General features: G+C 50.2%; 23 protein-coding genes. 10 read left to right on the forward strand and 13 right to left on the reverse strand.

Translation table 11 applies throughout. From position 1 onward, the window contains the following. Window positions 1-2: 2 nt before the first annotated feature. Together AB4876_RS09535 and AB4876_RS09540 are read left to right on the forward strand one after the other, a co-directional pair. Window positions 3-2,024, forward strand: a complete 2,022-nt coding sequence (locus AB4876_RS09535) for a sialate O-acetylesterase (RefSeq protein WP_368381426.1) — start codon at window positions 3-5, stop codon at window positions 2,022-2,024. Continuing rightward, window positions 2,021-2,728, forward strand: a complete 708-nt coding sequence (locus AB4876_RS09540; protein ID WP_368381427.1) for a LamG-like jellyroll fold domain-containing protein — start codon at window positions 2,021-2,023, stop codon at window positions 2,726-2,728. The genes AB4876_RS09535 and AB4876_RS09540 overlap by 4 nt, the downstream gene beginning before the upstream one ends. A 105-nt stretch (window positions 2,729-2,833) precedes the next feature. Here the strand turns inward: AB4876_RS09540 and AB4876_RS09545 are convergent, their stop codons facing one another. The 4 genes from AB4876_RS09545 to AB4876_RS09560 all read right to left on the reverse strand — a co-directional run bounded on the left by AB4876_RS09545 (window position 2,834) and on the right by AB4876_RS09560 (window position 5,813). Further along, entirely contained in the window at window positions 2,834-3,004 is a 171-nt protein-coding gene (locus AB4876_RS09545; protein WP_368381429.1) for a carbon storage regulator, read from the reverse strand. A 39-nt stretch (window positions 3,005-3,043) separates the two neighbouring features. Beyond that, on the reverse strand, window positions 3,044-3,379 hold the full coding sequence (locus tag AB4876_RS09550; RefSeq protein WP_368381430.1) for a hypothetical protein: 336 nt from the start codon (window positions 3,377-3,379) through the stop codon (window positions 3,044-3,046). Window positions 3,380-3,700: 321 nt separating this feature from the next. After that, the gene (locus AB4876_RS09555) at window positions 3,701-4,825 is read right to left on the reverse strand and encodes a beta-ketoacyl-ACP synthase III (protein ID WP_368381431.1); all 1,125 of its coding nucleotides are present in this window, start codon (window positions 4,823-4,825) and stop codon (window positions 3,701-3,703) included. A gap of 202 nt (window positions 4,826-5,027) precedes the next feature. Then, on the reverse strand, window positions 5,028-5,813 hold the full coding sequence (locus AB4876_RS09560; RefSeq protein WP_368381432.1) for a tyrosine-protein phosphatase: 786 nt from the start codon (window positions 5,811-5,813) through the stop codon (window positions 5,028-5,030). Between the two features lie 303 nt (window positions 5,814-6,116). Here AB4876_RS09560 and AB4876_RS09565 point away from each other — a divergent pair, with 303 nt between their 5' ends. Genes AB4876_RS09565 through AB4876_RS09575 form a run of 3 tightly spaced genes read left to right on the forward strand, consistent with a single transcriptional unit; the run spans window position 6,117 to window position 9,645 of the window. Continuing rightward, window positions 6,117-7,892, forward strand: coding sequence for a DAHL domain-containing sensor histidine kinase (locus AB4876_RS09565; protein WP_368381433.1), 1,776 nt, complete (start codon window positions 6,117-6,119; stop codon window positions 7,890-7,892). Between the two features lies 1 nt (window position 7,893). Continuing rightward, the gene (locus AB4876_RS09570) at window positions 7,894-8,841 is read left to right on the forward strand and encodes a response regulator (protein ID WP_368381434.1); all 948 of its coding nucleotides are present in this window, start codon (window positions 7,894-7,896) and stop codon (window positions 8,839-8,841) included. Window positions 8,842-8,874: 33 nt separating this feature from the next. After that, the gene (locus tag AB4876_RS09575) at window positions 8,875-9,645 is read left to right on the forward strand and encodes an energy transducer TonB (protein WP_368381563.1); all 771 of its coding nucleotides are present in this window, start codon (window positions 8,875-8,877) and stop codon (window positions 9,643-9,645) included. Between the two features lie 23 nt (window positions 9,646-9,668). On the opposite strand, the gene AB4876_RS09580 is transcribed toward AB4876_RS09575, so the two are convergent. After that, on the reverse strand, window positions 9,669-9,995 hold the full coding sequence (locus AB4876_RS09580) for an EscU/YscU/HrcU family type III secretion system export apparatus switch protein (RefSeq protein ID WP_368381435.1): 327 nt from the start codon (window positions 9,993-9,995) through the stop codon (window positions 9,669-9,671). Then, window positions 9,992-11,326, reverse strand: a complete 1,335-nt coding sequence (gene fliK, locus AB4876_RS09585) for a flagellar hook-length control protein FliK (RefSeq protein WP_368381436.1) — start codon at window positions 11,324-11,326, stop codon at window positions 9,992-9,994. The genes AB4876_RS09580 and fliK overlap by 4 nt, the downstream gene beginning before the upstream one ends. A gap of 205 nt (window positions 11,327-11,531) precedes the next feature. Between fliK and AB4876_RS09590 the strand changes: the two genes are divergently transcribed. Both AB4876_RS09590 and AB4876_RS09595 read left to right on the forward strand, forming a co-directional pair. Continuing rightward, window positions 11,532-12,014, forward strand: a complete 483-nt coding sequence (locus AB4876_RS09590) for a glutathione peroxidase (RefSeq protein ID WP_368381437.1) — start codon at window positions 11,532-11,534, stop codon at window positions 12,012-12,014. Then, complete coding sequence (locus tag AB4876_RS09595; protein ID WP_368381438.1) at window positions 12,011-12,481, forward strand: MarR family winged helix-turn-helix transcriptional regulator; 471 nt, start codon at window positions 12,011-12,013, stop codon at window positions 12,479-12,481. The genes AB4876_RS09590 and AB4876_RS09595 overlap by 4 nt, the downstream gene beginning before the upstream one ends. 78 nt (window positions 12,482-12,559) lie before the next feature. On the opposite strand, the gene AB4876_RS09600 is transcribed toward AB4876_RS09595, so the two are convergent. The 3 genes from AB4876_RS09600 to AB4876_RS09610 are packed head-to-tail and all read right to left on the reverse strand — an operon-like array spanning window position 12,560 to window position 15,366. Beyond that, window positions 12,560-13,933: an NAD(P)(+) transhydrogenase (Re/Si-specific) subunit beta gene (locus AB4876_RS09600; RefSeq protein ID WP_368381439.1), complete on the reverse strand. Its 1,374-nt coding sequence runs from the start codon at window positions 13,931-13,933 to the stop codon at window positions 12,560-12,562. Continuing rightward, a complete protein-coding gene (locus AB4876_RS09605; protein WP_344933101.1) occupies window positions 13,933-14,223 on the reverse strand; it encodes an NAD(P) transhydrogenase subunit alpha part 2 in 291 nt (96 codons plus the stop codon). The genes AB4876_RS09600 and AB4876_RS09605 overlap by 1 nt, the downstream gene beginning before the upstream one ends. A 9-nt stretch (window positions 14,224-14,232) precedes the next feature. Continuing rightward, window positions 14,233-15,366: an NAD(P) transhydrogenase subunit alpha gene (locus AB4876_RS09610; protein ID WP_368381440.1), complete on the reverse strand. Its 1,134-nt coding sequence runs from the start codon at window positions 15,364-15,366 to the stop codon at window positions 14,233-14,235. Window positions 15,367-15,776: 410 nt separating this feature from the next. On the opposite strand from AB4876_RS09610, the gene AB4876_RS09615 reads away from it, so the two are divergent. Next, window positions 15,777-18,149 (forward strand): CHASE domain-containing protein, encoded by a 2,373-nt coding sequence (locus AB4876_RS09615; protein ID WP_368381441.1) that lies wholly within the window; start codon window positions 15,777-15,779, stop codon window positions 18,147-18,149. 18 nt (window positions 18,150-18,167) lie between these two features. Here the strand turns inward: AB4876_RS09615 and AB4876_RS09620 are convergent, their stop codons facing one another. Beyond that, a complete protein-coding gene (locus AB4876_RS09620; protein WP_368381442.1) occupies window positions 18,168-18,779 on the reverse strand; it encodes a TetR/AcrR family transcriptional regulator in 612 nt (203 codons plus the stop codon). A gap of 122 nt (window positions 18,780-18,901) precedes the next feature. Here AB4876_RS09620 and AB4876_RS09625 point away from each other — a divergent pair, with 122 nt between their 5' ends. Then, window positions 18,902-20,077, forward strand: coding sequence for an efflux RND transporter periplasmic adaptor subunit (locus AB4876_RS09625; protein ID WP_368381443.1), 1,176 nt, complete (start codon window positions 18,902-18,904; stop codon window positions 20,075-20,077). Then, on the forward strand, window positions 20,074-23,190 hold the full coding sequence (locus tag AB4876_RS09630) for an efflux RND transporter permease subunit (RefSeq protein WP_368381444.1): 3,117 nt from the start codon (window positions 20,074-20,076) through the stop codon (window positions 23,188-23,190). The genes AB4876_RS09625 and AB4876_RS09630 overlap by 4 nt, the downstream gene beginning before the upstream one ends. A gap of 39 nt (window positions 23,191-23,229) precedes the next feature. Here AB4876_RS09630 and AB4876_RS09635 read toward each other — a convergent pair whose 3' ends face one another. From AB4876_RS09635 to AB4876_RS09645, 3 genes are all read right to left on the reverse strand, one after another. Continuing rightward, the gene (locus AB4876_RS09635; protein WP_368381445.1) at window positions 23,230-23,646 is read right to left on the reverse strand and encodes a hypothetical protein; all 417 of its coding nucleotides are present in this window, start codon (window positions 23,644-23,646) and stop codon (window positions 23,230-23,232) included. Between the two features lie 32 nt (window positions 23,647-23,678). Then, window positions 23,679-24,509, reverse strand: a complete 831-nt coding sequence (locus AB4876_RS09640) for a CvfB family protein (RefSeq protein WP_368381446.1) — start codon at window positions 24,507-24,509, stop codon at window positions 23,679-23,681. Window positions 24,510-24,814: 305 nt separating this feature from the next. Further along, window positions 24,815-25,804 (reverse strand): GlxA family transcriptional regulator, encoded by a 990-nt coding sequence (locus AB4876_RS09645; protein WP_368381447.1) that lies wholly within the window; start codon window positions 25,802-25,804, stop codon window positions 24,815-24,817. Window positions 25,805-25,809: the final 5 nt, after the last annotated feature.

Raw genomic sequence — 25,809 nt, forward strand, 5'->3', positions numbered from 1 at the left:
CAATGGCCACAGAATACGAAAACTCCCAGAAACTCGCGGCGGTTACCGAGGCAATGGAACAGCTTTTTATTGCCGACGAAGACACAGACGTAACGTATGACGAAACGACTAAACCGAGTATTGATAAGCGGTTTAAGCAGATCGTAGATGACTACGGCAACATTGTTGATTTGACTGCGGCAGCTGAGGCGGCAGCTGAGAGCGCGATTGGGTCTGCTGGCGCTGCGGCTGGAGTGGCTAACCAATACGACAGCACAGCTGACGCGCTGAGCAATGGCCTAAAAACGGTAGCTATTACCGGCGCAGGGTCTGGCGGCACTGATGCGACGTATGTTGTCGATGTTACTGGTTCAACCGGCAGCAACGGCAAAATATTAGTTGTTATTTCTGGCGGCGAATTAACCGAGGCGTCAATTCTTGTGCCTGGTAAGGACTACACCGGCACCGCTGTTGCTGATATTGATTCGGCGGCGGGTACCACTGGCGCGACCGTATCTATTGCAATTGCGGCGAACCGAGGTGTGGGAGAGTATTTTACTATTCCTAGCGGCGTTGCGAATGGGGCGTTGGATATTTACGTAGTAGAAACGGGGCCGGTTGCTACATTTACAGATTTGACGCTAATTGATGGGGTTGCGGTATCTGAGATAGAGGCTGTGTACGGGCGTCAGTCCGATGATAATGCGCTAGTTATAGAGAACCAATACGGGCAAAAAATAGCGATTCTTGATCAGCAGGGCAGGCTAAAATTAACTGCTTTAAGTGTTGCTGGTGTAGATATTACTGAGGGAGGCGGTGGTGAAGAAGATAGCGAATATTCCCCGCCCCTAATTTATTCTGATTTACTCGCGCTGATTAGCTACGGGCAATCATTGAGTATTGGGGCGGAGGGCTTTCCGGCAATCACAACGACTCAGCGTTTTGATAGCCTGCGCTTTAATGTTGGTATACGGCCTGAGATGGGGGGGCTGTCAGTTGAGGATTCTCACGCCACGTTGGTCGCCTTGACAGAAAATGTGAATGCAAACTATGGCGAGACTCCGTGCTCAGGTGCTGCTGAATGCGTTATTGAGCTGCTAGTCGCTGAAGATGGCCGGACATATGGAAATAAAGGTTTTAAATTCTTGGCGGCGGCAAATGGCAGAGGGGGCACAAGTATTGCGGGGCTTTCACCGGATGGTGAATATTATCAGCGTATTGTGGATTCGTTGGATTATGGGGCGCAGCGAGCTGACGAGCTGGGGCTAGCTTTCGATTTACCCGCTGTGCTTTGGACTCAGGGTGAAGCTGATGATAATGGCTCCACGACTATCGAAAGCTACCTTGCTAGCTTGTCGGCATTGCGCGCACAAATTGATATTGATGCGGCTACTTATACAGGCTTGACCTATCAGCGAGGAATGATTGGTTACCAAGTATCTTCTCACAATTACTATGATGAGCAAGATCCAAAAATCGCATTGGCGCATTTGGCTGCTCACAAGGCTAAAGATGGGTTCTTTATAGCCACACCTTCTTACATATTTGATTATGCTGTAGACGGATTGCATCTCACCGCTGAAAGTTATAAGTGGATGGGGGCGTATTACGGGTTATCTTATAAGCGCGTGTTTTTTGACCGCATAGGCTGGGAGTGCTTGCGTCCACTTAGCTGGGTAATTCAGGGCAAGTATGTCATTGCTAAGTTTGCAACTGACACCCAGCTCGTACTCGATACCACGTTGGTTTCTGCTGCTGATGATTATGGATTTGATGCCGTAGATGAGGTTGGTGATCCGCTGGCTATATCAAGCGTTTCAGTCGTGGGTAACGACAAAGTTAAATTTACGTTTGCGACCGACTTCCCTTCTGGCGGTCATATTCGAGCGGGATTTAATGGCACCCCCGGCAATTTGTCAGGCCCAGTCACGGGCGCAAGAACGAATCTGCGGGACAGCCTGGGTGATAGTATTATTTTCGACACCGCTGGCATAAATAAGCCACTGCATCGCTGGTGTGTATTTTTTGATGAGGAAATCGTATGAATCCCGTAATTAAGGTAGAGAGCGACGTTGTTGGTTCGGCGGTTGGTTTTTCTGGCCCCGTGCTTGATGGTCTTAAGGGCTTTCATTGGATCGGTGATAACTCATCGAAAACCGCCAAGGACTTTTCTGAGGTGGGTGTGGGTGTTATTAATGGGGCTCCGTCATACAGCGCTGGATACGCAACCTTTGGCCCAGCAGGCGGCTTAGATTTAGATATGATTGATACTGCGTCAATGACAATGGCGGTGGCTTTTCGAGGCGAATCAACATGGGCGGACAAGCCGGTCGTTGTCGGAGCAAGAACGGTTAACGTGCCTATGAATTTGGTCTACATAAGTAATCTCGATAAATTGATTTATCGAATCTATGATGCGGCTAATTCCTTAGTAGGCGTCACAACTAGTCCTGCATTTAGTGGGAACACTAACTGGAATATGCTTTTTGCGAGCGTTGATGACGTTGCGGGCCAGATACGACTATATATACCTGCCCAATCGATAAACCTTACGGCGTCATATACTGGCCCGCGCAAAATAATAGAAAGCAAGATCAACGCTGGTAAAGATGGCGCGGCCGCATTTGTAGGGCAAATTAAGCAAGCTCACGCTGCGGTGTGGAGTCGTGCGTTAAGCGTTGGGGAAATGGATGAGCATTACGAGTATGTGCAGGCTAAATTGAGCGCGTTGGCGAGTATCGACGTTTAGGAACAGTTGAGCCCCACACTTTCCACCACACCGACCCTATATTGCTCCAGCCTGCCGTGGCATGTTGTGCGCAGAATCAACGGCTTAGGGCTTGTGCGGTATTGCTTAGGCATGGCCGTACAGGTTCTGGAACTGCGGTTTAGTGTCATCGATGATAATAACCTGATCAGTCTCGACTCTTAGCGCGACCTCACCAGTCCATTTTTCGATTAGCGTAATGATGGTGTCGTCATTGATGCGGATGCTTTCGCCGACTTTGAGTGATATGACTAGCATGTGATCCTCCTTGATCGTTGCCAGGCTAAATATAACAATTTAGCCTGGCTTCGTCGTCTCTACCATTCTCGGGCGGCCATCTTCAGCCACCGCGTAAACTCCCAAATTAGTTAAGCAGCCCTGCACTGCCATACCCTCGGGCATATATCGCCATCTCGGCATCGCGCCGACGGACGTGCTGTATTGGTGAATATCGAACTTCACGGGCTTGGCGTTCGCCATTGCCTTCGCATCTTCAAGGTCTATAAAGCCAAGCCACTTCACGCGCTCGAAATCGCCGTCCCTAGTTAGTACGGGCAATACCTCGTGATTCGGCGCGTCGCCTTCGCGCACCGATTTGAATACGGCGTTGTATCGGTATCTGAGTTGAATCATGGCTGTACGAATATACAGCTATTTTTAATACGTGAAAATAGGGTGATATTGCTGCCGGTTTGGCAATGTGGGGAAGTGCGTTTTAGGGCTGTATTGCATATTTATCATGTGGTTATAGCTTTGTTCACGGCACTCTGGGGGTGTGGGGGTCGCAGGTTCGAATCCTGCCGTTCCGACCATATTTGAAAAAAACAGTCACTTAGGTGGCTGTTTTTTTTTACCTAAACAAAGCTGCGATGTGTTGCCGATAATTGCAGGGGGCGTTAGCACATGAGTTTGCTAGCGCCCCCTGCAATACGCTGGACTACCCAGTTGTGGGTCTTATCGCTTTTTAAGAATCAAACTGCCAATAGAATAACCGGCTCCAAACGAGCAAATTACGCCAATATCACCAGTAGTTAAATCTTCGTGGTGTTTGGCAAACGCAATAATAGATCCCGCTGAAGCAGTATTTGCATATTCGTCTAAAACAATTGGCGCTTCTTCAAGTGTCGCGTCCCGGCCTAATAAGCGCTTGCTGATTAGCAGGTTCATATTGATATTGGCTTGATGCAACCACCAGCGTTTTAATTCCGACACTTGAATGCCTTGACTCTGCAAATGACTTTCGATGTGATCGGCTGCCATTGGGCAAACTTCTTTAAATACTTTGCGGCCATTTTGGTGAAATAGCTTATCTGCTGAGTAGGGGTCTTCGTCTGTGGTCCGCGTTACGTAGCCAAAGTTGGAGCGAATGTTATTGGAGTAAGACGTGACACTTTTTGTGCTAAGCACATCGAATGCGTGGTTAGACACGCACGTTTCGCTGCTTTCGACCACAATGGCGGTCGCGACATCACCAAAGATGAAGTGTGAGTCTCTGTCCATATAATTAACTTGGGGGGAGGTGAGCTCTGGGTTGATGACGAGCACGCCCTTTGATGTTCCTGCTTTAACTGCGTCAACCGCTCTTTGTAAGCCAAAGGTGGCAGCGGAGCAGGCAACGAGCATGTCAAAGCCAAAGCCGTCGATTCCCAGCGCCGCTTGTACTTCGATGGCGATGGCCGGATATGCGCGCTGTGTGTAGGCGCAGGACACGATCACCATATCAATGTCGGCGGCGGTTTTATTTGCGGCCAGTAATGCTGCCTTGGCGGCAGAAATAGCCATTTCTGCTTGGTGGGAGACTTCATCGTCGCGGCGGGCATCTAGCAGCGGACGCATGCGATTTATGTCTAAGGTACCTTCTTTAGAATAAATATAGCGACTTTTAATGCCGGACACTTTTTCGATGAAATCGGCGCTGGAAAGCGGCTTTTCTTCAAGCTCTCCTGCGGCGATGGCATTTTGATTCTCAAGATTGAAATGTTCCGCCCAAGCGTTGTAGCTGCTCACGAGCTCTTCATTGCTAATACTATGTGTTGGAGTCCACAGGCCCACCCCGCTAATGACGACAGAGGAGTTCATTTGATTGATCCTTATGTATTTCATTTAGTGTATTGGTCAAAGTGTGACCGACATGGCGCATACAGTCCATATGTTGAAATAACAAAAGGGAAATGACATGCAAACTGGCTATGCAGGGGGTGGGTTAGTTAGATACCGAAATTAACTATCGCCCGTTGGGGTGCCCGCTATTACGTTGGTGGCTGCTTGTGGGTGACTTAGCTTACTCTACATAGCGCTGTTTTAGCAGTTCCCGTTTCTTCGCGCACAGTCCGAGCGCCTGCTCTAAATATTCGTCTGTAGAGCTGTACTGCTCATCGATGGCGGTAAATGCGGCCTGGAGAAATTCTGGGCGCGTTGATGTGAGCGTTGCAAATAAGTCCATGTCGATATTGGGGTTGTTGCGAGTGTATTTCTGGGCGAGATACTCCATTTCGCCAGCGGGAGGGTAGTATTGGGCGGTTAGTAGGTAGTCGTCCATTATTGTCTCGCGGGATACATTCAGCGCCGAAAGAACTAGGGCGGCCGCAAAACCGGTGCGATCTTTGCCGGCGGAGCAGTGAAAAAGGAATGCGCCGTCGTCATTGTCTAGCAGTAACTCGAACATATGACGATAGGTATGACTGTGGTTCAGCACGAATTCCCGATTTATTTGTTGCATCCAGGCGGACATTTGGTCTGCGCCAATACTGCTGATGTCGATAATGTTTTGGTGATTCCCAGGGCTGATACTGAGGTTGTGAATAACCGCTTTAGGCATGTTATTTAGCTTGCTAATATCCTGCTGGTATTCGCTGGGATTGCGAAAATCGCACACAACGCGGACGTCGAATTGCGCCAGAATGAGCTGATCACTATTGCTAAGGTTTGAAAGGCGACCACCTCTAAGTAGTTTTTGCCAGCGTGTAGTGCCACCATCGTCGGTTTGATATCCACCTAGGTCACGGATGTTGGGCGCGCCATTAAGGGGGAGTCGTCGAGTGTGTTGTGTGCTGTTTTGAGTGTTCATTTTACGGTGCGTCCATTGCGATTTGCATTAATTTTAGCTCCTTAGCGAAGTGGATAGCTAGACAGCTAGGCTCGAATTTACTTTTAGTTGGCCTGCTTGGTAGTTATTGCCTCTAGACTTTTAAGTGGCTACCTTTTATTCTGCGTTTCTATTACACATTCTAATAATAACGTTACGAAGATCCTCGAGAGATTAGATTACTCAAATTTTCTAGTATTAAAATATTCATTAGTGCTGCTGACATTCTCAAGAAACTGACTTGAAGGAGATATTGTGCCGGCGATTAAAACAATAAGAAGAAAAATGACTGGGTCTACACAAAACATTTACCACCGGAAATTGTCGGCGCCAAAGGGCTTTAGTATGCAGCGCATGCTGGTATTGCTAGCCATATCTTTGGCATTGGGCTTGATTGTGTTTTTGTTGTGGAAAATGCTGCGCAATCCCTTGGAAACGGGTTTACACGTTATTCGCTTAGAGCAGATTGATAGCGCGGCTAAGGCCGATATTGAGCTGAACCAACAAATTCTGCGGGCGCGATTGGCGCTGGAGTCTGGCGCTAGGGAACTTGAGCTGGCAAGAGAGCGTTTCGATGTAACCCAAAACTCTCTGCGCAGTGGCCAAGCGGGCTTAGGTGGTTTGAACGCAGATATTGATGAGGCCCTGGCGCACTACGGCGAACAAGCTTCTGAAAAATTAAGCTTGCTTAACGAGTATTCCGCGCGTTTGGCGCGCCTGGCCCAATATTTCTCAGTAATGCGGGTGGCGGGCATCTCCGTTCTTAATGTGCCGGAGGTAAATAGTTCTGAGCGGCTTCGTAAGAATATTATGGCCATGCTCCAAGGGGCGACGGCATACAGTATTCAATCAGCTCCGGATAATGCTTATCTCTTAGATGAGTTATACGCCGAGGTAAGTGCGGCAACCGAGCAGCTTGCTAGTGATGCAGCGCGAGGTGCGCTGGGACATTTGTTAGAAACGGTTACTTTATTGCGCCAGAGTCGTGATGATTTGCAAAAATTGATTAGCCAGTTCGATCAAATTGCAACGGGGCCATCCTTACAGACTCTGCAGTACACCTACGAAAATCATTTCCAAGGTCTGCAGAATACTGCAAGCCGCTACCGGCAAACCCTCGCGGTATACGCGGTGGCACTATTGCTTGCCTTTGGTTTAATTGCGGTGCGCTTGCGGTCAAGCTTCTCGGCACTCGATAGTGCCAATAATGAACTGCAGGACACCAATAGCAATCTCGAGCAGATTGTAGATAAGCGGACCCAAGCGTTAAGCAGGGCCCTTGATGATCTTAAAATGCAGCAAGGACAGCTTATCCAGTCTGAAAAAATGGCGTCGCTGGGGCAGATGGTGGCGGGTGTGGCTCACGAGATTAACACCCCCCTCGGTTATGCCAGCAGTAATGTCGAAATCATTCGTGAATCGATGCAAGGCATGGGGCAGGAGGTCGATGCTGAAAGTCTAGAGGAGTTTGATGTGCTGCTGGCCGATGTTGAATATGGCCTAAATCAAATTTCTGAATTGGTGATGAGTCTTAAAGATTTCAGCCGCGTAGATCGCTCCCAATCCCAGCTCTTCGACTTAAATGCGGGTATTGATACCGCTCTTAAAATTTGTAATAGCCAGCTTAAAGACGGTATTAACGTTGATCGCAATTTCGCAGATTTGCCCGAGATTAGCTGTGCGCCATCGCAATTGAACCAAGTGTTTCTCAATCTGATTAACAACGCCGCCCAAGCGATGGATGGTCGCGGCCTTATTCAGATTACGACTCGCCAAGTCGGTGAAAATGTTGAGGTCGCTATTCGCGATAATGGCAGTGGTATGGATCAGGATACCCAAGCCCATATTTTTGAGCCGTTCTTTACTACCAAGGCGGTAGGCAAGGGCACGGGCTTAGGTTTGTCGATTGTGTTCCGCATTATTGAAGATCACGGCGGCACTATCACCGTTGAATCAGAACTTGGTATGGGCACTGAGTTTGTGGTGCGCCTTCCTATTAAAAATCTCGCTAAAGTGGCGGATGTTACGCCTGCAGATGACGTAGTTTTGCTTGGAGAATAATATGGATGACTTAGCCAATACGGAAGCGGCGGCAGCCAAGCCGCGGATCCTATTTGTTGATGACGAGCCGAGAATTCTGGTGGCATTAAAAGCATTGTTTCGTCGCGATTACGATGTGCTCACTGCGGGCTCGGGTGAGGCAGCCCTAGAGATTTTGCGCGACGGCGATGTTGATGTAGTGGTCAGCGACCAGCGCATGCCAGAAATGACAGGGGTAGAGGTGCTGCGTTCAGCGAAGAGTCTTCGGCCCCGTGCAATTCGGGTGTTGTTAACGGGCTATTCTGATCTCAGTGCCATTTTGGCAGCAATTAATGACGGCGAAATTTTTCGCTTTATCAATAAGCCCTGGTCGAATGTTGATCTTCGCCAAACCATTGCTGCTGCGGTTAAGGCGTCAAGCGTTGATCATGTTGAATTAGCCGCAGAAGAAGATCCCACCGAAAAAGTGTATGTGCCAGGCGTAGACGATATTGGCACCCTGATTCTTGATGACGACGAGGCCACCCGTAATACCTTGCAGCGGGTGTTAGGTCGCGAGCGCGCGGTGTATTCTGCGAAGAACCTCGACGAGGGGCTCGAGGTGTTAGAGAAACATAAGATTGGGGTGATTATCACCGAGCTAACTGTTGGTGGCGAACGGGTTATTGATCTACTTAGCGCCTTGCGCCAGCACCACCCGAGTTTGGTTGCGATTGTATTGACTGGCCAGTCAGATGCGGAGCAGGGGATTGATCTCATCAATCGTGGGCAAATTTATCGTTTTCTAAATAAACCAATCAGCGAAGGCTTATTGCGCGGCAGTGTGAATTTAGCAATGCGCCGTTTTGAAATACTACAAAAAAACCCCGCGCAAACCTTGCGTCTTGCTGCCGAGGCTGCGCCACCAGCCGCGAATGATAGTCGCGGGGTATTTAAGCGAATCGGGCGATTATTTGGTTTGACAGCGTAGCTGTACAGATAGTGGAGATTGCTAGTGAGTGAAATGATGGACGCGGTGGTCGCACCAAGAAAAACAGGGTTTGGGCAGTCGGCGGAGTCGGTTATAGCGATTTCGCTACTGGGTGTTTGCGCTGCTGCTGGGTTGACGGCGTGGCTGTCGCCGGGCGGCGAGCAGAGTGTTGCAATGCCATCTTCGAAGTTGGCGACGTTTGAGCTGTCCGTCGCGCAAAACGATGATGCGCTGCAGTCTGAAGAGCAAGCGGTGTTGGCGCAGTGGCAGCGGCGTTTGGACGGTGAGTTTAGCCAGCACGAGCAAAGTAAACTTCAGCAGCAACAGTTGGCAACATTGCAGGAGCAGTCTGCGGCACTAGCTATGGCGCAAGCGGCGGCAGAGGCGGCGTCTCGCGCTGCAGAGGCAGCTGAAATTCGGGCGCGAAGTGCTGAAAAGGCGCGTACGCAAGCGGTGGCAGCAGTGCAGGAAAAGGCTAAGCCACAGCAAGCTGCGGCAGCGCCTGTGTCACCGGCCGCACCTGTTAAGCGTGCGGCGAGTATCGATTGGGATAGTTGTTCGCGGCCTCAGTATCCAGATGAATCGGTGCGCTTAGGGCAGCAGGGCACGGTAACTATGGAGTTTTTGCTTGATGAGCAGGGAATTGTGCAGGACGGCCACATTGTTGAAAGCAGTGGTACCCGTCGTCTCGATTACCGAGCCTTGTCGGCTTTATCCAAGTGTCAGTTTGAGCCAGAATTACTGAATGGCGAGGCGGTTGCGGCGACAACTCAATTGCGCTTTACCTGGAAGCTTACCCGTTAATTGTTAGGCTAAGGGGCTTTCAGCTATTGTTCGTCGGTATTGTCTTGGTGTGCAGCCTCGCCTGTGGGGGCGGGGCTTGGTTTTGGCGTAGGCTCTTTGTTTTTTAGCCTATAGGCAAAGGCAATAATTTCGGCCACTGCGATATACAGCTCTCTAGGAATTTCACTGTCTAGCTCAACCTGAGCCAATAGCTGAATTAGCTGTTTATTGCGGTATATAGGTATGTCGTGTTCGGTGGCTATCATTAGTATTTGGCGGGCGAGCTCGCCTTCACCTTTGGCGCTGACCACCGGCGCTTTGTCACCATCATAATGTAGAGATACCGCTACTTCGCCTGCTTTATCACTCATGCTTGATCTTCCAGCAGGGATTGATTGCTTAGTGGTGAGTTTGCCGCATTGCTGATGCCGGTGTGAGATTGTATTTCGGTGGCGGTAATTCCCTGTTCCTCTAAGCGCAGGTTAAGCTCGTGTTGGCGAGCAGCAATAAGCTCGTGGGTCTTGCTGTGTTCGGAGTTAAAGGTGATGGCAAGCGTGCTGCCTTGCTGCTGCACGCGGGCATTTATTGGACCGAGGCCGGGTAGATCGAAGTTTAAGTTAATTAACCAGCGGCGCAGATTTTCGTCGCTTTCGTCAGACTTATGCTGCTCGTTCTCTTCAGGGTGGTCGCGGGCGGCTTGCCACTGTAATTGCATTTGCCAAACATCCACGCCATCGTCGTTGCGAACTGGTAGTTCAATTATATATTGGGCTTGCTGGGGGTCTTTTTGTTGGAGGTGCAGTAATTGATGTGACTCTAGTCTGGCAATGGCGCCGCGGGCTTCTTGCAATAGCTGTTTTAAAGCAGCCTCCTGACCAATTTTTATATCTGGTAGCTCTGCGGCAAGGCGACCTTGGGCGCGCAGCTCGCCTGGTAAGTCGCTAGGTTTCGGCATCTGGCCGTAGCTGGTGCTTAGGCTTGTAGCGGGTTTTCCGCTGTTATTGAGTAAAGCCGTTGCTAACTCCGCTCCCGCAGAAGCGGGCTTGGCGCCAGAGCTACGCGCGAGCTCGCTGTAATCTTGCAGAAGCTTTTTATGTTCGCCGGTAGTTACTGCGGGTTTTGCCGCACTGCTTAGGCGGAGGTTTTCGAGGCGTTGCGCCATTCGCAGCAAGGCACTTTTTAAATCGCCGGGTGGCGCGGTGCCCGCAGCTAATTGGTTTTCCATAAAGAAACCGCTTTGGGCAATAGCCTCTCGAAGCCCTGTAGGGTCGCTTACTTGCTGGCGCAGCGGCAAAATATCCATTATCGCTTGGCTTATAGCTTTGAGCTGTGGTGGTGCTGTGGCAGTGCTCAGCTGAGCGCTACTCGCCAACAGATGGTTGATACTCTGTTGTTGTGGAATCATGGTTTTTAACAGGGGCGTTATTGCTGCGGTGTTCGCGCCACCAAGAACCTGTAAGGTGGGTCGCTGCTGACTGTCTTTACCGGTAACTTGCAGCAGTAATTGCTCGCCGCGGCGCAGGGCGGTTTGGCTTTCGGCCATCAGTCGAAGATTGCCCGAGGCGAGCTCATAGAGGTGCTCGGCACGCTGCCCCATGACCACGGCGTTAAGTACCTTGTCAGTGGGCAGTATCGGCGCCGGTCCAGCGGGGCGATTAAACGCGGCCGGTTGGGTGGCATTGCTTGGGTTGATAATGACCATATAGGCTTCAGTGACGTTGCATGTACCCCATTATAGCGGCGTAAATCTGAAAAGCTTGAGTCTAAACTTATTTTGTATCGTGTGCGATTTACTTGTGCGCGATACAAAATACTGGTTTAATGGCTATGTCATTGGTTTTGATTACCCTAGCTAATTTAAGTTAGGCACTTCTACCTGAACCAATATTTCTATCACGGAGCCCACTATGAGCACATTTTACGATTTTGAAATACGCAGTTTGCAGGGTAAGGAGCTTGATCTATCTAGCTACAAGGGCAAGGTTGTGCTGGTAGTGAATACCGCTAGTAAATGCGGCTTAACGCCACAGTACGAAGGTTTGCAGGCCCTTTACGAAAAGTATAAAGATAGCGGCTTGGTTATATTGGGTGCGCCCTGTAATCAATTTGCCAATCAAGAGCCCGGTGATGCCGGCGCGATTGAAGGCAGTTGCTTGATGAATTACGGCGTTAGTTTTCCCATCACCGAAAAAATTGATGTTAATGGCAAAAATGCTCACCCGCTGTTTGCCTATTTGAAAAAGGCTGCGCCGGGTACTTTGAGTAATGCGGTGAAATGGAATTTCACTAAATTCCTAGTTGGTAAAGATGGTCAAGCGATAAAGCGTTTTGCGCCAACCACCAAGCCCGAAAACATAGCGGCAGATATTGAGGCAGCGCTGGCGGCATGAGTGATGTAGTGGCGGAGGGCAGGCAGGTACTACCGCAGTTGCAGTTGGATAATCAGCTGTGCTTTCCCTTGTATGCAAGCTCGCGGCTGATCACGCGCTTGTATCAAGAGCATTTGTCACCGCTGGGGCTCACGTACCCACAATACATTGTGATGATGATTTTGTGGGAGCATGCGCCGTGCTCAATAAAGGTCGTGGGTGATAGGGCTCTTCTTAATACCAATACGCTAACGCCATTGCTAAAGCGTCTGGAGCAGCAGGGCTACATTCACCGGCGGCGGGCTGAGCAGGATGAGCGAGTGGTGCTTGTTTACCTCAGCGAGGCGGGTTTAGCACTCCAGCAGCATTGCAGTGAGATACCGACAACGTTAGCGGCTAAATTGGGTGTTAATGCTGAGTCTTTGCGTAATTTGAAACAGTTGTTGGACGATATTTTGCCCGCGCTGTCTCAAAGGCTAGATGACTGACTTGCTTTTATAGTTTCGTAATAATGTGGAAATGAAAACGGGCTCATAGGAGCCCGTTTTTTATGCCGTAGTTTTAGCTTAGCTAAATGCTTTAATAATATTGCCTAGCATTTCTTTTGCATCACCAAACAGCATCCGCGTGTTCTCTTTAAAGAACAGAGGGTTGTCGATACCGGCGAAGCCAGAAGCCATAGAGCGCTTCATCACAAACACGTTGCGGGCCATGTCCACGTTAATGACTGGCATGCCGTAAATCGGGCTGCCTTCCATTTCACGCGCGGCAGGGTTAACTACATCGTTAGCACCGATAACAATCGCCACGTCGAAGGTTTCCATGCGCGGGTTAATCGCATCCATTTCCAGCAATAGGTCATAGGATACATCCGCTTCGGCAAGCAGTACGTTCATGTGGCCAGGCATGCGACCAGCAACCGGGTGGATAGCGTAAACGACTTCGGCGCCATTCTTCTCCAGCAGCTCTTGCAGTTCTTTAACCACGTGTTGAGCTTGTGCTACCGCCATACCGTAACCAGGTACAATAACAACGCTCGCTGCGGCTTCAAGTACGTAGTAGGCATCTTCTGCGGTCATCGCCTTAGCTTCGCCTTCAATCTTGGCGGCGGCGCCACCGGCAGACACAGCGCTAAATCCGCTAAACAGAACATTGCTCAGTGAACGGTTCATTGCCTTACACATGATCTGAGTGAGGATGATACCGCTGGCACCAACAAGGGCGCCGGCCACGATCAGAATAATGTTGTTAATGGCGATACCCGCCGCACAAGCCGCGAGGCCTGAGTAGCTGTTTAGCAGTGAGATAACCACGGGCATATCGGCACCGCCGATTGGAATAACCAGCATGATACCCAGCAGCAGTGACAGGCCAATTACCAAGTACAAGTAAATCGAAGTGGCTGGTCCAGTGCTTAACGTGAACATGACTGCCGACGCAAGAATTGCGAGGATCAGCATAATGTTAAACACGCGCTGACCGCCGAACACGATAGCCTTACCGGAGATGCGTTCGCTGAGCTTGCCCCAGGCAACCATACTTCCTGAGAAGGTAACGCCACCGATCAGAATCGACAATACGATGGTGATCAGTTCAAAGGTGGTTGCTTCAAAGCCATAGAGAGCAGCCCAGCCCACGAATAAGCTGGCGACACCGCCAAAACCGTTGAATAGGGCAACCATTTCCGGCATGCCGGTCATTTCTACTCTACGCGCAACCAGTGCGCCGATTGCACCGCCAACAACGATGCCAGCGACAATCCATTTGAAATCAATGATGCTTTGGTCAAGTAAGGTCACTACTACAGCGATAAACATACCGATCGCTGATACTAGGTTGCCTTTGCGCGCTGTTGCTGGAGAGCCCAGCATTTTTAAGCCAAAAATAAACAGAACGGCAGCTGCCACATAGGACAGGTTCACCAGTAATTCAATACCCATTACTTAGCGCTCCCTTTTTTCTTAAACATAGCTAGCATGCGGTCGGTAACCATATAGCCGCCGATTACATTGATAGTCGCCATCGCAACAGCGATAGTGCCAAGAATGGTGGCAAGGCCAGAATGCTCAGCGCCGGCTGAGGTCAATGCGCCAACTAAGGTAATACCCGAGATCGCGTTAGAGCCCGACATTAGCGGTGTGTGCAAGGTTGCGGGTACTTTATTGATCAGCTCAAAGCCTAAAAATATTGACAGCATTAAGATGAAAGCAAGATAAACTGCTATTTCCATCATCTACTCCTAGTTAATCAGTTTTTGAATGGTTTCGTTGACGATCTCGCCGCCGTGGGTAATCACACAGCCCTGCAGAATATCGTTTTCCATGTCGATAACCATTTTCTTGTCATCGCCGTTCCAGCCTTCATCAACCAGATTAAACAGGTTGGATGAGTACATTTGGCTGGCGTCGCGGCTGACGAAATTGGACCAGTTGCCGTCGCCGATAATCGTTACGCCGTCGACAACAACGGTTTCACCGGCTACTGAGCCTTCAACGTTGCCGCCGCTCTCGGCTGCCATGTCGACAATTACTGAGCCTGGCTTCATGCCTTTAATCATGTCGCTGGTGACCAGTACTGGGGGTTTGCGGCCGAATAGCTGCGCCGTGGTGATCACGATGTCAGATTCTGCAATTTGCTTTTTCTGGCCTTCGAGCTGAAGCTTTAGCTGCTCGTCAGTCAGTGCAAGAGCGTAGCCATCTTTGGTCTGGCCGGTTTCGCCGAGATCAATCTCGAGGAACTTGCCACCCAGTGAGCGCACTTGCTCCGCAACGACGGAGCGGGTATCAAAGGCGACAACCTTAGCGCCGAGACGCTTGGCGGTTGCAATCGCTTGCAGGCCCGCTACACCGGCGCCGATGATGAACACCGTAGACGGCTTTAAGGTGCCGGCAGGGGTCATCATCATGGGCAGAATGCGGGGCAGTCTGGTGGTCGCTAGCAATACCATCACATAGCCAGCCAAGCTTGCCTGTGAGCTTAGAGCATCCATTTTTTGAGAGCGAGTAGAGCGTGGAATCATTTCCATGCTGATCGCGCTCACACCTTGATCGCGGAAAGCTTTGATCAGTGAGTGCTCGTTAAATGGGTCTAAATAGCTAATATGGATGCAGCCGGCTTTCATTTGGCTGATTTCATCTATACTCGGTTTACTGATCCGCAGAATAATTTCTGCAGAGGCGAGGATAGCGTTGCGATCGCTGCTAACAGTAGCGCCAGCATCAATGTATTCCTGATCACTGAAGCCGCTACCCAAGCCCAAGCCTGCTTCGATTTGCATCGTGGCGCCGGCTCTAATGAGCTTTTTGGCATCTGTCGGAATAATCGCTACGCGGTTTTCGCCGCTCGCGAGTTCTTTTGGGATTCCTATGAGCATCTTTGTAGATCCATTGTGGTTAACAATTTTGTTATGGGATAAAACGGCCTAGGATATTACAACTGGCCTCAATAAGCGATAAAAGTGTGCGTTACCTAAGGTGGGTAGATACTAGTAATTCGCTCATAAATTAAGGTGATAGCGCCATTTGTGGCGATGATGACGGGGTTGAGGTTAAGCTGAAACCGGTGCATTACTGAGCCGGTTTTTTACTAGAATGGCTATATTTTAGCAAGGCTAGAGTCAGTGTAGCGTTGTTTAGGGGGTTCTACTGATGGTGGCAGTGCGTAGTGAACCGTTAGACTCTTCAATAGTGTCTTAAAGCTTCTTTTATTTTTCTAGTACTGACGAGTGCGCCAGGATGGTCGAAAAATCCCCATATAACTATGTAAATCGTCGATGGTTTGCTAATGTTTAAGCGCTACCACACTGCGCTTGTAGCGACTATCGTGCTCTATTTTGTGGCCGGTAAACTCGCCTTGTTACTGGCTATTCCACCTGGTTATGCAACGGCAATTTGGCCCGCAGCAGGTATTGCCTTAGCGCTGATACTGTTAAACGGCTATAGGCTGTGGCCTGGGGTATTGCTCGGTTCAATATTGGTAAATTTGGATCTGGCTGGACTCCGTGGGCTGGCCTTTGGTGAAGCGTTTTTCGCGTTATTACTCCCTTTTGCTATTGGTTTGGGTTCCAGTGTGCAGGCTTTGGCGGGAGCGTGGTTGTTGCGCCGCTATGTGGGTTACCCACTCGCCCTTGATGATACCCGTTCAGTGTGGCGATTCATTGTTTTTGTTTGCGGTGTAAGTTGCCTGGTTGGCGCTAGCGTAGGGGCGAGCGCTCTGTGGCTGGCTGGTAAATTACCTGCTGAGAATTTTTTGTTTAATTGGTTTACGTGGTGGGTGGGCGACGGCTTAGGGGTGATGATCTTCGCCACTCTAATATTTGTGTTTTTCGCGGAACCTCGTGAAGTTTGGCGGAGCCGCCAAAAGATTCTGTCGGTTGTTTTAATTGGAGCGTCATGCGTTATTGTGGCGATCTATGTCGCTGCGAGTCGCTGGGAATTAAATCGTCAGCAGTCCGATTTTGAAAGTCGCGCTGAGCAGGTATTTCAGCACAGCCAGTCGATGATAAGTGCTCATTTGGCAACCCTATACTCGGTGCAAGCTTTTTTTGATGCTTCGACCGAGGTTACCCAGCAAGATTTTAAACTTTTCTCGCAAGGACTATTGGCTAGGAATGCGGGTTTTCAAGCTATAGCTTGGAATGCGCGGGTTGCTGGCAGTGATCGGCAGGCCTTGGAGGCTAAACTCAGCGCGGATCTACAGGCGGCGGTGTATGTGACTCGGCGCGATCAGAACGGTGTATTGGTTCTGCAAAACCCCAAAGATGAGTATGTGGTTATTCGCTACATTGAGCCGTTAGCTAAAAATGTCGCCGCGTTGGGCTATGATATTTCGTCTGCAGAGCGCCCGCGCAAGGCATTGTTGCGCGCTGCAGCTACGGGCGAGCCGGCAGTGACAGACCCTATTCGTTTGGTGCAGGAGAGTGCAAACCAGAAAGGCGTCGTTATTTATTTACCTGTGCTTGGTCACGTCAGTGATCAAAAACGCATTTTGGCTGGCTATGTTTCGGGTGTGTTTCGGGTGGATGACTTAATGGGCTTTTTGTTGTCGCCCCAGAGTTTAGACGGTGTTTTGGTATCGGTTGCTGACGCAAATGGCACGACCTTATACCGCAGTGCTGATGCGAGTGGTCGCGGCGCGACAGGGGCTTCGTTATTTCAGTACCACAAAGTACTGCAGGTGGCTGATCAGCAATGGCAATTTCAGGTGGAAGCCAGTCAGGCATTTTTAGTGGGAACGCGCTCGATAGTGGCTTGGGGGCTGCTGGCGGCGGGTTTATTGTTTACAGGTCTATTAGGTATGTCGTTTTTAGTGCTTACTGGCCAGAAGCATCGCTCAGAAGTGGCCAGCGAAGAGCTTAAGGTCATGCTGGAGTGTTTGCAGGAGACTCAGGATCACTTGGTCGAAGCCGAGAAAATGGCCTCACTCGGTGGTTTGGTTGCGGGTTTTGCCCATGAGTTAAATACACCGCTTGGTATTGCCATCACTGCCGAGTCGACCTTGCAGGCTGATTTGCGGCGCTTAGATGAAATGTTTGCGGATTCCGATGATTTGCGGCCCTTGTTGCAGCGTTTGCAGGAAGCATCACGAATCGTATTGGCAAATATTCAGCGTGCCGGTGGCTTGATTAGCAGCTTTAAACAAGTTTCTGTTGATCAGGCTACCGCTGAAACCCGCGACATAAATTTGCATGAATACCTTAGTGATGTGCTTACGCATTTGTCGCCAAGTTATCGACGCAGTGGTCATGAAGTTGTGTTGGAGTGCCCTAAAGGGGTTGGTCTGCGCACTGTGCCAGGCGGTTTGGCGCAGGTTGTTATTAATTTATTAAATAATAGTTTGATTCACGCTTTTCCTGAGGGGGAGAGCGGGCGTATTACCTTGACTGTCACCAAGCGCGATTCAGAGATAGTATTGTTGTTTAGTGATAATGGCGTGGGTATCCCAGCAGATGCGGTTAATAAAGTTTTTGAGCCGTTCTTTACCACTCGGCGAGGCGGCGGCGGCACCGGCTTAGGTTTGCACTTGGTCTATAATATTGTTCGGCAGCAGCTACAAGGCCAAATTAAGGTGAGTAGTGTGCTTGGCAGCGGTGCGGCATTTGAAATATTGCTACCTTTGGCAATTAATAAATTTGTTGTGTCAGATGGGCGCGCTTAGTTTTTGTTAAGACTGCTTTTAGTTGCGGAGCCCGCTAAGTAGTAAATCCATTGATGCGGCGACATCTTGGGGCTTAAGGCCGGGCGCGGGGATGCTGAGATGATGGTGAAAAAGCCCGATGATGTGGGCGCGAATATGATTGGCGATACAGGCTGCTGACAGTTCTGGTTTCACCAGTCCGGCTTGCTGAGCGTTATCAATAAATTGGCTAATGCGACTGACTGCTATGTTGCGATCGTTATTGATTCGAGTTTTTAATGACTCGGCTTCCTCGCTCAGGGCGTAACGCAGTATAAATCGGGTGATTTGGGCCGAGGCGGGGATGTCGTAGACACGAGTAAATGCGTCGACAACGACTTTTTTTAATGTTTCTAAGGATAGCTCTTCGTTGTCGGTGCTGTTTAGCGCCATCATCGCCGCTTCAGTCGGTGCGCTCACACTGTCGATCATCGCGGTAATTAGAGCTTCTTTGTCACAAAAATGCCAGTAAATCGCGCCGCGAGTTACTCCTGCGGCAGTGGCGATGTCGCTTAAACGGGTGCGGTTAATGCCCTGTTTGGCAAATTGGTCTGCTGCGGCTTCTAGAATACGGCAGCGGGTTATCTCAGCGTCGGCTTTTGAACGTCTCATAATGGCGTGGTGTCGTCATCGTTTATTTATTTCAATTCACACACTTTACATACATGCAGGTATGTATGTAAAGTGTGTGAATTATGCGAATTCTCCGTCAGAGGTAGCAGATGGTTCTTGGTGTGCGATTTTCTCTTCCGTTTTTTAAGTTCTTCTTCCTCGTGCCGATGTCTTTATTGGTCTTAAGTGCCTGCGATGATGCGCCGCCGGCAGCCGTCAGCAGTAATCCTGTCGCGGTCAACGTACAGCGCATGGAGGCCCATGCGGTGCCTATTGGCGGTCAGTATCCCGGTCGCGCTATGGGCTCAAAAGAAGTGCAAATTAGAGCGCGAGTAGAAGGTATTTTATTGCGCAGAACGTATACCGAAGGCCAGACCGTGAAAGCCGGCCAGCTGCTGTTTCAGATTGATGCCGCGCCTTTTCAGGTTGCGCTAAACCGCGCCAAAGCCCAGTTGGCGCAAGCCAATGCTGGCTTGGCTTCAGCCTCTCGACGCTGGGAGCGCGCCGGCGAACTGATTAAAACTAATGCTATTAGCCGCCGTGAGCGCGACGATGCTGAATCTGATTTAGATTTTGCAAAAGCGGCAGTGCAGCTCGCAAAAGCCGAAGTTGAAGCCGCGCAGATTAATTTGGATTACACCCAAGTAAGGGCGCCTATTGCTGGTATTACCAGTCGAGAGCAGCTTTCGGAGGGCAGTTTGGTTGGCCCGAGCAATAGCTTGTTGACGGAAATTACCCAGCTAGACCCTATTTTAGTCAATGTCTCGCTGCCGGATAAATTAGTGTTGAATATTCGTCGTATGGTTAGCAGCGGTGAAATTGAATTTCAGGATGGTAAGCGTGAGGTAGAAATCATCCTCGGGCCTGATGACACCTATCCTCACCTCGCGCAGGTCGACTTTACCGAAAGCGCAATCGACAAGTTGACTGGTACTGTGCAGCTGCGTGCAACAGTACCAAACCCCGATGGCTTTATTTTGCCTGGCCAGTTTTTACGCGTGCGTTTGCATGGTTTGGTTAGTTTAGATTCGATGGTAGTACCAGCGCGGGCAATTATGCAAAGTGCGCAGGGTATTTATGTGTTCCGAGTTGACAAAGATAATCACGCTGAAATTGTGAATGTAAGCTTGGGCTTGGAGTCAGAAGAGGGTGTGATCATTGAATCGGGCCTGAATGTTGGCGATTTGGTTGTTATTGACGGCGTGTCGCGGGTGCAGGCCGGTGCCTTGTTGGCGCCAACGGACGTTTCCAAGCAGCCAGCTTCTAAAGACTCGATTGCGGAGGGCGAAGCCAAGTGAGCGCCCGCTTTTTTATCGACCGCCCGGTACTGTCGATCGTTCTATCCCTAATGATTTTATTGGCTGGTGCAACCGCAATGGGGCGATTGCCTATTGCCTTGTACCCTGAGTTTTTACCGCCAGAAATTGTCGTTACTGCCAGTTACCCTGGTGCGAATGCTGAAACGATTGCCGAGACCGTCGCTGCGCCACTAGAACAGCAAATAAATGGTGTAGACGGCATGCTGTATATGTCTACCCAAGCATCTAGCTCGGGCGTGGTAAGTATCAGTGTTGTGTTTGCCACCGGTACAGACCCTGATCAGGCTGCGATTAACGTCAGTAACCGAGTGGCGGTTGCGGAGAACCGTTTACCTGAGGCGGTGAAGCGCCTCGGTATTCAGGTGAGCAAGCGATCGACCAGCATTTTGATGATTTACGCGCTGACCTCAGACAATCCCCAGTACGACGCGATTTACCTGAGTAACTACGCGCTGTTAAATATTGTCGACGAGCTGCGCCGTCTGCCCGGAATTGGTGATGCGCGGCTCTTGGGCGCCAAAGATTATTCAATGCGCATTTGGTTGCAGCCGGATCGTCTTGCTGAATTTTCCTTAACACCGGCAGATGTGGCGCGCGCGGTGAGTGAGCAAAATGCTAATTTTGCCGCAGGTAAATTTGCGGCGGAGCCAATGGTGAAAGATGCGCCATTCACCTATACCGTAACCACTCAGGGCCGCTTAGCGACGGTGGCGGAGTTTGAACACATTATTTTGCGCTCGAGTAACTCCGGTGCCACGCTGCGCCTTGGTGATGTGGCGCGGGTCGAACTGGGCGCCAAAGATTATGCTTTTCAGGGGGCATTTAATGGCCGGCCAGCGGTGCCAGTGGCCATGTATTTACAGCCTGGCGCCAATGCCCTAGAGACTGGCGCCGAGGCGCAAGCGGTAATCGCCGCCGTGCGGGCTAAGCTGCCAGAGGGGATTCATCTCGATCTCGCATTTGATACTACCGTGTTTGTAGAACATTCAATTAAAGAAGTGGTGGCGACCTTCTTTGAGGCGCTGCTACTGGTTGTGTTGGTTATGTTTTTGTTTTTGCAAAACGTGCGGGCAACCATTATTCCGTTATTAGCTATTCCGGTTTCGATCATAGGCACCTTTGCGGGGCTGTATATTGTCGGTTTTTCCATAAACCTGTTGACCTTATTTGGGCTTATTTTGGCTATCGGGATCGTGGTCGACGACGCGATTATTGTGATTGAGAACGTCGAACGCATCATGGAAGAGCAGCATGTGGATGCAAATACCGCGGTTAAGCGGGCAATGGAGGAGGTGTCGGGCCCCTTAATTGCAATTGTATTAGTGCTGTGCGCAGTGTTCCTTCCGGTTATCTTTATGGCCGGCCTAACGGGTGAGATGTATCGGCAGTTTGCAGTATCGATCTCGGTTTCGGTTATTTTGTCGGGTATTGTCGCCCTAACACTGACCCCAGCCTTGTGCTCAATGATGTTGACAACTAAAAATCACAAACCGGCTGAGCGTGGATTTTTAGGTGGCTTTAATCGCGGATTTAACGGCCTTCGCAATGGCTATGTAGCGGCGACGACGTGGGTGCTTAGCCATCGCACTTTGGGCTTGCTGATGTTTGCGGCGCTGATGGGCTTAATGGGGTTTTTGTTTCAAACGGTACCGAAAGGCTTGGTGCCAGCAGAAGACCAAGGCTATGTGATTATGGTCTACAAAACTCCGCCGGCGGCTTCGCTGTCGCGCACGGTGGCGGTAACCGATGTAATGAATCAACGTATTCTTAAGAAAGATGAAGTTAATGGGCTGATGACGTTTGCAGGCTTTGATATTTTGTCTTCGGCGCAGAAGACCAATTCTGGGGTTTCCTTCGTGATGCTTAAAGACTGGTCTGAGCGCACCGCGCCTGAGCAGAGCTCGGTGGCGGTAGCGCAGCGCTTGCCGGCTTTGGGTAAAGACTTGCTCGATGGTGTCATGTTTGCGTTTAATCCGCCGCCCATTATTGGTTTAAGCACCACGGGTGGTTTTGAGCTGTATATGCAAAATCGCGGTGACAGTGATATGGCTGTTATGGATGAGCAGTTGACGCGGTTTCTGCAAAAAGCGAATGCCCAACCGGAACTGCGTGGGGTCTACAGTACCTTCGATATAAATACCCCGCAATATCGTTTGTTTCTAGACAGGGAGAAAGCGCTGAGTCTGGGGGTGCCTATTGCGGACGTGTTCAGCACCATGCAGGCAACTTTTGGCAGTCTTTATGTAAACGACTTTACTTTGTTTGGTCGTAGTTTTCAGGTGAATTTGCAATCTGAAGAAGATTTTCGCGGTAGTCCAGACGACTTGAGTAAAGTTTTTGTGCGCTCGGTAAGCGGTAGTTTGGTGTCGTTAAGAACCTTGCTGCGAGTGGAGCGTATCGTTGGGCCCGATACTGTGAGTCGGTTTAACGGATTTCCAGCAGCGAAAGTATTAGGTAATCCCGCGCCAGGCTTTAGCTCAGGCGATGCGATTGCCGCGCTGGAGCGGGTCGCAGCGCAAGAGCTGAGTCGTAACTTTACTTTGGGGTGGGTGGGAAGCTCTTTCCAAGAAAAGGCCTCCGGCGGTTCTGGTGGGCAAGCTTTTGTCTTAGCACTGTTAATGGTTTTTCTTATTCTTGCGGCGCAATACGAGCGCTGGATGGTACCCGCTGCGGTAATATTAGCGGTGCCTTTTGCCATCTTGGGCGCGATTGCCGCAACGTGGATGCGGGGCCTAGAAAACGATATTTATTTCCAAATCGGCTTAGTGTGTTTGATTGGTTTGGCGAGTAAAAATGCGATCTTGATTGTTGAATTTGCTATGCAAAAGCAACGGCAGGGGATGTCTGTTGTTGATGCGGCTATAGACGCGATTCGCCTGCGCTTCCGTCCCATTGTAATGACCTCACTGGCCTTTACTCTGGGTTGCTTGCCTTTGGCTTTGGCCAGCGGTGCGGGGGCGGCTAGCCGAGTGTCATTGGGCACTGGTGTTATTGGTGGTATGTTGCTGGCGACCTTTGTGGCCACAGTTTTTGTACCCTTGTTCTTTGTGTTATTTGCCAGCCTTGGTGAAAAATTCAAGCGCAGTAAATAATAGTGCGTAGCTTGGATGAAAGGCGATGTTTAGTGGTTTCTAAGCGCCTTTCATTCGATCGCTAAAATCCCAATTTGATTGCGAAACTATTTTTAAATGAATCGCGTATTCATCCTTGCGTCTACTCAACAGCCAGCTGCTCAAGCTCGGTTGGCTATCACCCAAATAGCGGGCTATTAAGCTGCTTAACACTAATCCGTCTGCGTCGCTTTTTAACGTGACAATAGCCTTGCCGCGCACCCCTTTATAGGGCACCGCGTTGACAGAAACTTCGAATGCGCAGTTCGGGTTCACTTTTAATACGCGGATGATTTTTGCCGAGGCATGGCTTGCGCAAAGCAATTCGCCATCTTGGTAGATAAACCACAGGGAGCAGATCAGGGGGAAACCGTCTTTGTCGATCGCGGCCAGTCGCACGGGAATGACACTGTCATTTAAAAACTGGATGCTATCCATATGACTTCCCCTGTGGTGCGCTAAACATGGTGTTAGGGCTTTAGTAATCGTATGCCTTGACCTTCAATGCTAATACGTTTTTGCTTATAAAGCCGACCAATGGCTTGTTTAAAGATCTTTTTACTGACCCCAAATACACTGTAAATTGCCTCTGGTGGGCTTTTGTCACCCATGGCGATGAAACCGTCATTGGCCTCAAGTTGGGCAATTATTTTCGCGCTTATATCGTTGCCACCAATATTGATGGGTTGAATGCTGAGGTCGACGCGGCCGTCATCGCGTACTTTTTTAACATAGGCTGTTAGTGTTTCACCTTTGCGTAGCGGTCTTACTAAGTCGCTATCGTAGAGCAGTCCCCAGTATTCATTATCAATAACGGCTTTGAAGCCGAGCTCAGTTTTCCCGGCAACAATCACCTCGAAACGTTGGCCGCGTTCTAAGTGCGGTGCGGTGTCTTCAATAAACTCGTCAAGCTTCATCGAGGCCACAATGCGATAGCTTTTATCTAGATAAATTTTGACGAGGGCTTTTTTACCGGCGGTGATTTCACCCATATGTTCGGCGTAGGGCAGGAGTAATTCTTTGTCTAAGCCCCAGTCTAAAAATGCGCCAGTGTCATTGATCTGCGCGATTTTAAGCATGGCTACATCGCCGAGCTGCGCTAGTGGCGTCTTATTGCTAGCGATTAAACTGCCATCGCTGTGGTGATGGATAAAACCGTCAATGACATCGCCAATTTGGCAGTTTTCGGGAGCATTCTTGCGGCTCAGAAAAATTTCACCGAGACTGCCACCGTCAAGATAGAAACCGGCCTGAGATTGGCGGCTAACGGTAAGCCGGTTTACACGACCGATGTCGGGCATTGAAAACTCCTTGTGGGGCTTTGTGATTGGCTATGCAGTGAACTTAATAGAATAGCGCAGTACTAGGGGTTGCGCGACCGACTAGGGTCGGCTGCCAGTGTTGTAAAACTTAGATCAATGGTGGCCGCAGGGGCTTTACAGTCAGCGCATAAACTAGCCTGTTAGCGTACTCAGCTGGGCGTAGTTGCTGTGGGCTAGTATTTTGATTTGCGCGGAAATGGGGCTGCAAACAAGCGGTGGATTTAGCCATAAAATAGGCGTTTTTTCAAGAAAATACCGTATGTTGCGGCCCCCGGTAGGGCCTTTTAGGGCTCGTTTACGTCAAATAATTTACGCCGTACGGCCCGGCGGTATTCGCCGGGGCTGCTTGTGCAGTGGTTTTTAAACAATCGACAAAAATAGCTGCTGTCGGTATAGCCACACTGCTGGCCGATTTCCTCAACGGTAAGATTGCTGTTTTGGAGTAAATCTTGGGCTAATTCAATGCGCATTTTTTGCATATATTGCAGTGGAGGCAGGCCAGTAGCTTGGCGGAAGCGCCGGTGGAAACTGCGCTCACTAAGCCCGCTTTGGCTGGCTAAATCCCGAATGTTTTGCGGTTCTTGTAAATGCCTAGCCAACCAGTTTTGGGCGAGGGCAATAACCTCGTCCCTGTGCAAATCACTGCGATCGACCCGATAACTATTGCGGGAAAAGGGTCTGCGACTTTCTGGTGAAAACTGCTGGGCAACGCGGCGCGCCACCCACGCTCCCCAATAGCGATCGATCAAGTGAATGACAAGGTCGGCAGCGGAGTTAACACTACCCGTGCAGTAAATGTTGTCAGCTTGGGTGATCAGGTAGTCTCGCTGTAAAGCTACGTCGGGGTAGCGGCTGGCGAAATCGTCAAAATAGTGCCAGTGCGTAGTGGCAACCCGCTGCTTAAGTAGCCCCGCCTCGGCCAAAAAATAGCTGCCGTTGCCAACAGCGCAAATATCGGCGCCGCGCTGTTCGTGCTCGCGCAACCAGCGAATAACTTCGGGTCGAGTTGGGGCGCCCCGATGGGGGTGACGCCAGCGGCTGGGGATGATGATTAGGTCGTAGTGGTCATCGGTCGTTAACGCCGCGCTGGGCAGTATTTGCATGCCCCCAGAGACGCGAATGGGGGCCGGGTCGAGTCCAACAATGTGGGCTTTCATTAGGGGGGCGCGCTGATTGAGCCGCGAAACACTATTGGCGGCGGTGAGTAATTCCATTGGCAGGCTGATGCTGGTGGCGAGTGCATCGTGAAAGGCGAGCAGGGCGACTTGTTTCATGGTTG

This window comes from Zhongshania guokunii (genome assembly GCF_040892635.1).
GTDB lineage: Bacteria > Pseudomonadota > Gammaproteobacteria > Pseudomonadales > Spongiibacteraceae > Spongiibacter > Spongiibacter guokunii.